We start from the raw sequence: 10,432 nt of genomic DNA on the forward strand, positions 1-10,432 counted from the left end.
GCTCTTTTTCGCATTGGGTTTTCTGGAAGTAAAATAAATGAAGTGTTTATTTCCATAGTTACTACACCAGCATCTAAACCAGCAGGAAAGTCAACGCCAACCTTAGGTGTTGGGGTTCTTGAAATTTGTGGAGCTACTGTTGAAAAAGTTTTTGTAGATCGCACTTCCGTATTGATCGGGAAACTTTTTACAAATTGAATAAATGATTTATCCTTTTGAAACGCTTGGATGCTTAACATTTGTTTGTTAATCGAATTTAAAGAAAATATCTGTGTATCCGATTCAAATGCAGGCGTCATATCAATCACACTTGATAAGGTGTTTTTACCTGATGCATCTTTTTTATAAGCTAAAACATCATAAATACCAATGATAGGATCGGCACTTGAGTTTTTAACGGATTGTGTGATAGGTTTGTCTTCGTTAGGTGTTGTAATTACATAGGTAATGGATCTCAAGATGATGGTATGGTTTTGTCCTTTTTCAAAACGCACCACTTGACGATTGATTTCTTCACCACCAAAAATTCCTCCACCCGCAGGCGTCTTCGAATAACGGGTAATGGTCATAATTTCTTTTCCAATCAAAGAATCTGAAATTTCAAATAAGTATTTTTCAGCTACTTTATGAACATCAATTAATCCTTTTTGTGTAACTGCTGTTGAGTCAATTACTTTTTTATACGGCTTGGGTTCTTTTTTTCCATCTGGTTTTTTTGCATCGCCAGCAGGAACATCAGTAGTTGGTTTCTTCTTGTCTTGTGGCTTTTTTTGTGCCATGACATCGGTTGAAATTAGCAATGCTAAAAGACAACTCAATACGGTTAGTTTTTTTGTCATTTATTTTTTTGTTAGTTTGCATCCAAATTTATTTTAAATTTTGGTGCGGAGTTACATTTTAAGAAATAATTATGATTTGATGATGCAGCGTATGCAATTTTGATTCTACAAAAAATTATTCCCTAATTTTTGTATATTTGATCTGAAATTGATGACAAAATGAAAAAACATTCCCTAACCTCGCTTCTTGATATTACTCATCCTGTAATCATGGCTCCAATGTTTTTGGTATCCAATACCCAAATGGTGATTGAAGGTATGAAAAGTGGTGTTGCAGGTTGTATTCCAGCTTTAAATTACCGCACGTTGACCGAATTACAAGCCTCGGTTAGAACCTTAAAAGCGGCAAAAGTCCCTGGAGGAAGCTTTGGGTACAATTTAATCGTCAATAAGTCAAATGTGAAGTATAAAGAACAGCTTCGCGTTTTGTGTGAAGAAGGGGTTGATTTTATTATTACTTCACTCGGTTCGCCTGAAGAAACCATAAGAGAAGCTCATAAAGTAGGAATTAAAGTATTTTGTGATGTAACAGATGTTGCATTTGCTCAAAAAGTGGAGCGATTAGGAGCTGATGCCATCATTGCCGTGAATAATTTAGCGGGTGGTCACCGAGGAAATTTGGATCCCGAAACTTTAATCAAAGCAATCAATGAGCATACTTCATTACCGGTGATTTCTGCAGGTGGAGTAGGGTGTAAGGCCGAATTAGATGCTATGTTAAGCTATGGCGCTATAGGAGTTTCGGTAGGGAGTCCGTTTATTGCCTCCATCGAATCAGGAGTTTCTCAAGATTACAAACAAGCGTGTGTTGACTATACAGCAAAAGACATAGTGATGACCGAACGCATTTCGGGAACACCATGTACGGTTATCAATACACCTTATGTTCAAAAAGTTGGAACAAAACAAACCCAACTCGAAACGTTGTTAAATAAGAATAAAACCTTAAAAAAATGGGTCAAAATGATTCGTTTCTACATTGGTATGAAAGCAACTGAAAAAGCGGCTACGCAAGTTACATACAAAACGGTATGGGTTGCCGGTCCTAGTATTGAAAATACAAAAGCAATTTTACCGATAGCAAAAATTGTGGCACAATTAGTTGCTTAAATTATTCGATTACGATCTCAAAAGTTTTATCCCAATTTTTACCTGTTACAAAATAAGTTTTAGTCGATGGATTGTAAGCAATCCCATTAAAATAGTCAACTTCTGGGTGTTGTGTTACTTTGCCTTTCAAAGCAACACAATTAATGACATTTTCAACTGCACCCGTTTTTGGATCAATTACCGCTATTACATCTTTTTGATAAATGTTAGCCCAAATTTTTCCATTGATCCATTCCATTTCATTAATAGAGTCGATTTTGGATCCTGCAGTATATACACTAATGCTATCAACAACTTTAAAATTTGAAGGGTCTAAAATGTAAATAATCTCTGAACCATCACTCAAGTATAAATTTGTGCCATCATTTGTAAGTCCCCAACCGTCGGTTTCAAAGGAGAATTTTTTCTCTAAAGCTAATGTATTGGCATCATAAACAAATCCTGTTTTTTCTTTCCAAGTTAGTTGGTATATTTTTCCGTTTAAAACTGTAATACCTTCTCCAAAATAGTTGTCTTCTAATTTGATCTGTTGGGTTACTTTACCCGTTTTAAAATCGGTTTTACGTAAAGTTGATTCTTTATATTGTCCAGTGCCTTCTAATAGCACTCCCTTATAAAATTCAAATCCTTGTGTATATGCATTTATATCGTGTGCATAGGTATTTACAATTTTAAAATTTAATAGCTTAGGTTCTCGACTCGCATAGATTGAAAAACTTGTTTCTATGTCAGTGCTTTTTCCTTCAAAATACACCTTAGCTTTTAGCGTTTGATTGCCTAATTTTAATCTATTTAGTGCAAAAGGGATTTTTTGGTTTCCTTTTACAGTACCAATTTTGATATCGTTAATAAAATAGTTAACGGAATCTATCGCTTTGTTTTTTTTGTTTTGAAGCACTAAATCAATACTTTCTTCTAATTTTAGTATCGGTTTAAGTGAAGGATTTTCAATCGAAAATAATTTTTTTAATTCGTTTTCATCTTCTTTACAGCCTAATGCAAGGATACCTAAAAGTATGATAGCGAATAGCTTAAGTTTTAACATGCTTGAAATATTTTTAAGGTAAATATACAATGATTTTTTATACCTACAATTAACCTTGTAAAAATATAAAAAGATTGTATATTTGCAACGGCAAGTCCTACACGACCAGCTCCTGCAGACTCCTCCAGGGTGGGAACACAGCAAAGGTATGTGGTTGTAGCGGTGCGATGTAGGTCGCTTGCCATTTTTTATTGCATCTCCTTAGGGAGATTTTTTTATGCCTAAAAGTTTCTTATCTTCGTATCATAATCATTCAACATGAAAAAAGTAGTATTAATTACGGGTGGTTCTTCTGGAATTGGAAAATCAATTGGAACATTTCTTTATCAAAAAGGTTTTGTGGTCTATGGAACTAGTAGAAATCCTCAAAATATAGCAAATTCTATCATTCCGCTTCTTGCTTTAGATGTTCGCGATCCAAATAGCATTGTTAATTGTGTGAAACAAGTCATTCAAAAAGAAGGCCAATTAGATGTTGTGATTAACAATGCAGGTGTAGGTATTACGGGGCCAATTGAGGAAATTCCGACAGAAGAAATTCGAAATAATTTTGAAACCAATCTATTTGGGCCTATAGAAGTAATGAAAGCAGTTTTGCCTCAAATGCGTGCGCAAAAATCGGGTTTAATTATTAATATTACTTCAATTGCAGGATATATGGGTTTGCCTTATCGGGGAATTTATTCTGCATCAAAAGGGGCTTTGGAATTAATTACAGAAGCTTTACGAATGGAAGTAAAATCGTTTGGAATCCAGATCACTAATGTAGCCCCTGGCGATTTTGCTACCAATATAGCAGCAGGACGTTATCATGCTCCTGTTATTAAGGGTTCAGCTTATGAAATAGCCTATGGTAATACGCTTAAAGAAATGGATTCGCATGTTGATAGTGGGAGTAATCCAAACGAAATGGCAATGGCAGTTCATGCGATTATTCAAACTAAATGTCCGAAAGTACATTATAAGGTAGGAGCATTTATGCAGAAATTTTCCATTGTTTTAAAACGCATTTTACCAGATACTTTGTATGAAAAATTATTGATGAATCATTATAAATTGTAAACTTACTTTTTAAACATTTTTAATATTACAAGGGCATGAGGAAATGTGATTGATGCTAAAAAAGAAAAAAATAATGCGTCAAAAATAATTAGATCTTTTGCCCATACATACAAAACCGCTATACCTATTATAGATAGGATCCAATATCCAAAAGCAGTTTTTACATATTTTTTAAAATTTACTAGACTGTATTCTCCATATAAGAATATGATTTGATCGTTAAGCGATGGAATACTGTGCCAAAAAATGAAATAGATAGTGAAACCCCAAATCAAACTGGAACTTTTAAAAATAACTACGAGGACAATTAAATAAAACAATTGCTCTATAATGTTCTTTTTAAAATCACTATGCTCTCTTGTCATGATATAAGTAGAAATCAGTAATAATATGCTCAGCAATACTGTTGAAAGCGTGAAAAATGTCAGGGGTAAAAGTAGGCCCGTAATTTCAAATATTATTTTACTGGCTTCTGCTGCATTAACATATAATAGGACTGCAAGTATAAATAGGCCATAAATAAGTTCAAATAATTTTCGAACTGAAGTTTTGTTTTCAATCAAGGATGCCCAATGCTGCTCTCCAAAATGATACCCACTAACAAGAATAAATAGTAGTAAGGCTAAAAGTGGTAATAGTGTAAATAATACAACAGAGCCTGTAACAATTAAAAGGTAAGAAACAATAATTTTGACAAAAGTTGTTTTTTTGTTGTTTTCGATTTGATGGATTAGGACCAAATCATTCGCTCCATGCAAAATTCCGAAGGTGAAAATCAAAAAAAATCCAAAAATTAATTGGTTATTATCTGATAAATAAGAAGTTAGCCAAAGTCCCGCAAAGCTTGTTATGATTGATATTTTACTCATTTATTATTTAATTTTTAATTTTTTGTTTAGTGTTTTTTTAAAAAAAATAAACAAAAAAATTTTTTTTTTAAATTTTTATTTTATAAATTTACTAAACAAACTAATTTAAACTATATTAATTATGACAAATTTAATGTTTCTTTCATCTAGTGTAACAAAAATGTTACCTAATGATTATGTTGGGTTTACCTTTTTTATTGGAAGCATGGCTATGATGGCTGCTTCAGCTTTTTTCTTTTTATCATTGAATCAATTTGATAAAAAGTGGCGTACTTCAGTATTGGTATCAGGTTTGATTACTTTTATTGCTGCGGTACATTATTTTTACATGCGTGACTATTGGAATGCGTTCCAAGAATCACCAACGTTCTTTAGATATGTTGACTGGGTATTAACTGTGCCATTAATGTGTTTAGAGTTTTATTTGATTCTTAAAGTGGCTGGAGCCAAACAAAACCTATTGTGGAAAATGATTTTCCTTTCAATAGTAATGTTGGTAACAGGTTACTTTGGAGAAACTATTTTCAGTGATCAAGCAGCATTTTGGGGATTAATCTCAGGATTAGCTTATTTCGTAATCGTTTATGAAATCTGGTTAGGTGAAGCTTCTAAGTTAGCTGCAGCTGCAGGTGGAAATGTATTAGCATCTCACAAAATTTTATGTTGGTTCGTATTAGTAGGTTGGGCTATCTATCCATTAGGATATATGTTAGGAACAGACGGATGGTATACGGATTTTCTAGGTAAAGGAAGTGTTGACGTTGCGTACAACATTGCTGATGCCATTAACAAAATCGGATTTGGATTGGTTATTTATAACTTAGCTGTTAAATCAACTTCAAAAGATTAAGTACAGTTCAATTTTTAGTTTTTGGTTAGCCGCTCCATTTTTGGAGCGGTTTTTTTATGGTATTCTGATCCGATTTCTTACTTTTGCAATTCAAACAACATACAACACATTAAATTTATCAACATGAAATTTTTTATTGACACTGCTAATTTAGAGCAAATTAAAGAAGCACAAGAATTAGGTATTTTAGACGGAGTAACTACTAATCCGTCATTAATGGCCAAAGAGGGCATTACAGGTAAAGATAACATCCTTAAACATTACGTAGCTATTTGTAATATTGTAGACGGCGATGTAAGTGCTGAAGTAAATGCAATGGATTTAGAAGGCATGATAAGAGAAGGGGAAGAGTTAGCAGATTTGCATGAGCAAATTGTAGTGAAATTACCCATGACTAAAGAAGGTGTAAAAGCATGTAAATATTTCTCAGATAAAGGTATTAAAACCAATGTAACTTTGATTTTCTCTGCTGGTCAAGCTTTATTGGCTGCAAAAGCGGGAGCAACTTATTGTTCGCCTTTCTTAGGTAGACTAGATGATGTTTCTACTGATGGTTTAAATTTAATTGATGAAATTCGTCAAATTTATGATAACTACGGATTTGAAACACAAATTTTGGCAGCTTCAGTTCGTCACACCATGCACGTTATTAATTGTGCTAAAATTGGTGCTGATGTTATGACAGGTCCATTATCATCCATCACAGGATTATTAAAACATCCTTTAACGGATATTGGAATTGCACAATTTATTGCAGATTACGAAAAAGGAAATAAATAATTTCCTGAACTAGATAATACAGAAAAGCGTTCCAATTGGAACGCTTTTTTATTGAAGTTGGTTTTCAAAATTCACATCAAATAAATTCGCAAAACCGTTTTTAATGGTGCCATCAGCGTTTAAGATGATGATCCTGTGAATTTTGGTAATCACCCATTTGTTTCGAATGGCTTCAAAATCCGTGGCATGTAATTCAAAATGACTATTTAGTTTGTATTTCTTTAATGCGTCGTTCCAGTTGGGCTGGGTATCATCAATGTTGATCGCAATGAAATTAAAATTAGAGTGTTTTTTATGTAATTCGTTTATTTTTTGGTGGGCAATTGCCATGTGTGATTCGGCGTGTGTGGTCCAAAAATACAAAACGGTTGGTTTGGTAATAAGTGAACTTAAGTTTACTGTTTCATTTTTAGCGTTTACTAAGTCAATTTTAGGTAAAGTATTGCCAACTTTTAAATTTTGTACAGCAGTGTAAATGGTTCGAATTTCTTTTTCAAGAGCCACGTCTGTCGATAGTTCTAAATAACGTTCAATAAATTTAGTATTATTGTACATATTTTGGTCTTCAAGTAAATATAAGAGTGCTACATTATTCAGTACAACATTTCTGGTTTTTTCGTTTTTAATGAGTTTTTTAGTAAGGTTTAATTTTTCAATATTACTCTCAATCGAATTTTCAACTAGATTTCCTTTGTTTTTTTCATAAGCCATATTGTTCAACATCATACTAACATATTTGATAAACGGGGAGTAATTTGTCATTTCATGAGTATCATAGTTAACCTCTTTTCTATGTGCGTAGTAATTTTTAGGTAATGCCTTTCTAATATTTATTCCTGTTCTAAATTGATGTGCATAGGGGTAAATTTCTTTTTTTGTCATGTGATGAAAATCCAAACTCGCTTTGGCAAGAGAATCAAAAGTAGTATCCCATCCAATTTCGGCTTTGCGTTTTAAATAAAATGATTTTCGAATGGCAAAACTAGAATCTATATTCTTAAGAAATGAAGGAACATTACGATCAAAAACAGTATACATCGTGGCTTTGTCTTCTTCATTCTTTAGATACATTTCCATTAAGAAATTGTTTTTTTCATCGCCACGACCACAAAATACAATAGAATTATCAAAATCAATTGCATTCAATCGTATCATTAAACTGTCGTTTTTATCAAAATAAACATATTGGTATTCCGGATCGTGTTTAAATGTATATAAGCCTGGGGCTAACGAATCAAATTTATGCATGAAACGATTGTTTTTGTCCAGATAAATGGTGTCTAGCACCTCATTATCTTTCATGAAAACGACGTAGTTGGATTGTGGGTTTTGCACTTCACCACCAAAATAGGCTGCATAATCGTCTGCTTCAAACTCCTTTTTACAAGAAGTGAAACAAGCAATAATCAATAGGTATAGGGGTAAGGTGTGTGTAATGTAATTTTTAATCATGCAATAGATTATGAATTTCCGAAAACAAATGTATTGGTTATATTTTAACCATCTTGTTAACATTCAGTTAAAATAATCCCATATTAAATACAAATAAAGGATTTAAAAATCTACTATTTTTACTACTTTTGCAACAGTTTTATAAAAATACAAAAATGTTAACAGTTTCAAATTTATCGGTTCAGTTTGGTAAACGTATCTTATTTGATGAGGTAAACACCACTTTTACGCAAGGTAATTGTTATGGAATCATTGGTGCTAATGGAGCAGGGAAATCAACGTTCATGAAGATCATTGCGGGTGAGATGGATCCTACATCGGGAAGGGTTATTTTGGAACCTGGAAAACGCATGTCTGTATTGAATCAGAACCACAATTTATTTGATGAATTCACAGTATTGGAAACGGTATTGATGGGTAATAAAATATTGCATGCTGTCAAAACAGAAATGGATGCTTTGTATGCAGACTATACGGATGAAAACGCAAATAGAATTGGTGAATTGCAATTACAATTTGATGAAATGAATGGTTGGAATGCAGAAAGTGATGCTGCTACCATGTTATCAAACTTAGAAATTGGGGCCGAGTATCATTACACAGTGATGAGTGAAATGGATGGGAAGCTGAAAGTTCGTGTGTTATTAGCACAGGCTTTGTTTGGAAATCCAGATGTATTGATTATGGATGAGCCCACGAATGATTTGGATTTTGAAACTATAGGTTGGTTGGAAAATTTCTTAGCCAATTACGAAAATACGGTTTTAGTAGTATCGCATGACCGTCACTTTTTAGATGCTGTTTGTACGCATGTTTCGGATATTGACTTTGGGAAAATTACTCATTATTCAGGAAATTATACTTTTTGGTACGAATCTTCGCAATTAGCGGCGCGTCAAAAAGCACAGCAAAACAAGAAAGCCGAAGAGAAAAAAGCCGAATTAGAAGAGTTTATTAGACGTTTTAGTGCCAATGTAGCCAAATCAAAACAAGCAACTTCTCGTAAGAAGATGATTGAAAAATTAAATTTGGACGAAATTAAGCCTTCTAGTAGAAGATATCCAGCTATTATTTTTGATACAGAGCGTGAAGCAGGTGATCAAATATTGAATGTACAAAATTTAGCCGCATCTGTAGAGGGAGAAACCTTGTTTAAAAATGTAGATTTAAACATGGCAAAAGGGGATAAAATTGTGGTATTTTCTAAAGATTCTAGAGCAACGACAGCCTTTTATGAAATTTTGAATAATAAAATGACTGCCGATGCCGGAACTTTTGATTGGGGAATTACAACAACACAATCGTATTTACCAGTTGATAATCATGAATATTTTGATGGAATAGATTTGAACTTGGTAGACTGGTTGCGTCAATGGGTAAAAACAGAAGAAGAAAGAGACGAAGTATATGTTCGCGGATTTTTAGGGAAAATGATTTTTTCAGGAGAAGAAGCCTTAAAAAAATGTAATGTTTTGTCGGGGGGTGAGAAAGTTAGATGTATGTTGTCGCGCATGATGATGATTCGTGCCAATGTATTAATGTTGGACGAGCCTACCAATCACTTGGATTTGGAATCCATTACAGCCTTCAATAATTCGTTAAACAATTTTAAAGGGTCGGTTTTGTTTACAACTCATGACCATGAGTTTGCGCAAACGGTTGGAAATCGAATATTAGAATTAACGCCAAATGGTGCTATTGACCGATATATGACATTTGATGAATACCTGGAAGATGATAAAATTAAAGAATTAAGACAAAAAATGTATTCTTAACCTCTCATCCCGTTTCTAATTTTAGTTACGGGATTTTTTTTGCAATAGGATTGCTATTAGAAATATAAATTCTAAATTTGTACAAACAACACATTATGAGTCAAAAAGTTTTGCTCACTTCAAAAGAAGTACACATTATCTTGCATCGATTAGCTTGTCAACTAATTGAAAATCACCTCGATTTCTCAAACACTATATTAATTGGTTTGCAACCAAGAGGTAGATTCTTAGCAGAACGCATCAAACAAATTTTAGAAACAGAATATAATATAGCTAATATCCAATTGGGATTTTTAGACATTACGTTCTTTCGTGATGACTTTAGAAGAAGTGAAAAGCCATTGGAAGCGAACAAAACCCAAATCGATTTTTTAGTTGAGAATAAAAAAGTGGTTTTTATTGATGATGTGTTGTTTACCGGAAGAAGTATTAATGCGGCACTAACCGCTATTCAGTCTTTTGGTAGGCCATCAGAAGTAGAATTACTGACATTAATTGATCGAAGATTTAGTAGACATTTGCCCATTCAGCCGGATTATAGAGGCCGACAAGTCGATGTGATTAACAACGAAAAAGTATGGGTAAAATGGCTTGAAAACGATGGTGAAGACGCCGTTTATTTGGTAACAAAATAAGATCATAGAATATAG

The 10,432-nt window shown here is 33.3% G+C and carries 10 protein-coding genes and 1 other RNA gene; 7 read left to right on the forward strand and 4 right to left on the reverse strand.

Annotation, left to right across the window (positions count from 1 at the left end; translation table 11 throughout):
• Nucleotides 1-839: DUF5117 domain-containing protein (locus tag ACIQ6Z_RS07690; protein ID WP_396210327.1), on the reverse strand; the 839-nt coding region annotated here is incomplete at its 3' end.
• A 159-nt stretch (nt 840-998) separates the two neighbouring features.
• Here ACIQ6Z_RS07690 and ACIQ6Z_RS07695 point away from each other — a divergent pair.
• The gene (locus ACIQ6Z_RS07695; protein ID WP_396210328.1) at nt 999-1,949 is read left to right on the forward strand and encodes an NAD(P)H-dependent flavin oxidoreductase; all 951 of its coding nucleotides are present in this window, start codon (nt 999-1,001) and stop codon (nt 1,947-1,949) included.
• 1 nt (nt 1,950) lies between these two features.
• Here the strand turns inward: ACIQ6Z_RS07695 and ACIQ6Z_RS07700 are convergent, their stop codons facing one another.
• A complete protein-coding gene (locus ACIQ6Z_RS07700) occupies nt 1,951-2,994 on the reverse strand; it encodes a glutaminyl-peptide cyclotransferase (protein WP_396210329.1) in 1,044 nt (347 codons plus the stop codon).
• An 88-nt stretch (nt 2,995-3,082) separates the two neighbouring features.
• Between ACIQ6Z_RS07700 and ffs the strand changes: the two genes are divergently transcribed.
• Nucleotides 3,083-3,181: signal recognition particle sRNA small type (ffs, locus tag ACIQ6Z_RS07705), an RNA gene on the forward strand.
• A gap of 71 nt (nt 3,182-3,252) precedes the next feature.
• Nucleotides 3,253-4,056, forward strand: a complete 804-nt coding sequence (locus ACIQ6Z_RS07710; RefSeq protein ID WP_396210330.1) for an SDR family oxidoreductase — start codon at nt 3,253-3,255, stop codon at nt 4,054-4,056.
• A gap of 2 nt (nt 4,057-4,058) precedes the next feature.
• Here the strand turns inward: ACIQ6Z_RS07710 and ACIQ6Z_RS07715 are convergent, their stop codons facing one another.
• Nucleotides 4,059-4,925 carry a Brp/Blh family beta-carotene 15,15'-dioxygenase gene (locus ACIQ6Z_RS07715; protein ID WP_396210331.1) on the reverse strand — a complete coding sequence of 289 codons (867 nt, stop codon included), beginning with the start codon at nt 4,923-4,925 and terminating at the stop codon, nt 4,059-4,061.
• Nucleotides 4,926-5,046: 121 nt separating this feature from the next.
• Between ACIQ6Z_RS07715 and ACIQ6Z_RS07720 the strand changes: the two genes are divergently transcribed.
• Both ACIQ6Z_RS07720 and fsa read left to right on the forward strand, forming a co-directional pair.
• Nucleotides 5,047-5,775 carry a bacteriorhodopsin-like gene (locus tag ACIQ6Z_RS07720; RefSeq protein ID WP_396210332.1) on the forward strand — a complete coding sequence of 243 codons (729 nt, stop codon included), beginning with the start codon at nt 5,047-5,049 and terminating at the stop codon, nt 5,773-5,775.
• A 123-nt stretch (nt 5,776-5,898) separates the two neighbouring features.
• A complete protein-coding gene (fsa, locus tag ACIQ6Z_RS07725) occupies nt 5,899-6,555 on the forward strand; it encodes a fructose-6-phosphate aldolase (RefSeq protein ID WP_396196360.1) in 657 nt (218 codons plus the stop codon).
• A gap of 48 nt (nt 6,556-6,603) precedes the next feature.
• On the opposite strand, the gene ACIQ6Z_RS07730 is transcribed toward fsa, so the two are convergent.
• On the reverse strand, nt 6,604-8,007 hold the full coding sequence (locus ACIQ6Z_RS07730) for a TlpA family protein disulfide reductase (RefSeq protein ID WP_396210333.1): 1,404 nt from the start codon (nt 8,005-8,007) through the stop codon (nt 6,604-6,606).
• A gap of 155 nt (nt 8,008-8,162) precedes the next feature.
• On the opposite strand from ACIQ6Z_RS07730, the gene ACIQ6Z_RS07735 reads away from it, so the two are divergent.
• Nucleotides 8,163-9,782 carry an ABC-F family ATP-binding cassette domain-containing protein gene (locus ACIQ6Z_RS07735; RefSeq protein ID WP_396210334.1) on the forward strand — a complete coding sequence of 540 codons (1,620 nt, stop codon included), beginning with the start codon at nt 8,163-8,165 and terminating at the stop codon, nt 9,780-9,782.
• Nucleotides 9,783-9,877: 95 nt separating this feature from the next.
• Nucleotides 9,878-10,417 (forward strand): bifunctional pyr operon transcriptional regulator/uracil phosphoribosyltransferase PyrR, encoded by a 540-nt coding sequence (gene pyrR / locus ACIQ6Z_RS07740; protein WP_396196363.1) that lies wholly within the window; start codon nt 9,878-9,880, stop codon nt 10,415-10,417.
• Nucleotides 10,418-10,432: the final 15 nt, after the last annotated feature.

Origin of the sequence: Flavobacterium sp. (genome assembly GCF_044376915.1) — a bacterium.
Lineage (GTDB): Bacteria > Bacteroidota > Bacteroidia > Flavobacteriales > Flavobacteriaceae > Flavobacterium.

Bases quoted from the DNA above. Each gene is read 5' to 3' on its own strand.
- ACIQ6Z_RS07695 (WP_396210328.1), top strand. From the start codon at position 999: ATGAAAAAACATTCCCTAACCTCGCTTCTTGATATTACTCATCCTGTA.
- ACIQ6Z_RS07700 (WP_396210329.1), bottom strand. From the start codon at position 2,994: ATGTTAAAACTTAAGCTATTCGCTATCATACTTTTAGGTATCCTTGCA.
- ACIQ6Z_RS07710 (WP_396210330.1), top strand. From the start codon at position 3,253: ATGAAAAAAGTAGTATTAATTACGGGTGGTTCTTCTGGAATTGGAAAA.
- ACIQ6Z_RS07715 (WP_396210331.1), bottom strand. From the start codon at position 4,925: ATGAGTAAAATATCAATCATAACAAGCTTTGCGGGACTTTGGCTAACT.
- ACIQ6Z_RS07720 (WP_396210332.1), top strand. From the start codon at position 5,047: ATGACAAATTTAATGTTTCTTTCATCTAGTGTAACAAAAATGTTACCT.
- fsa (WP_396196360.1), top strand. From the start codon at position 5,899: ATGAAATTTTTTATTGACACTGCTAATTTAGAGCAAATTAAAGAAGCA.
- ACIQ6Z_RS07730 (WP_396210333.1), bottom strand. From the start codon at position 8,007: ATGATTAAAAATTACATTACACACACCTTACCCCTATACCTATTGATT.
- ACIQ6Z_RS07735 (WP_396210334.1), top strand. From the start codon at position 8,163: ATGTTAACAGTTTCAAATTTATCGGTTCAGTTTGGTAAACGTATCTTA.
- pyrR (WP_396196363.1), top strand. From the start codon at position 9,878: ATGAGTCAAAAAGTTTTGCTCACTTCAAAAGAAGTACACATTATCTTG.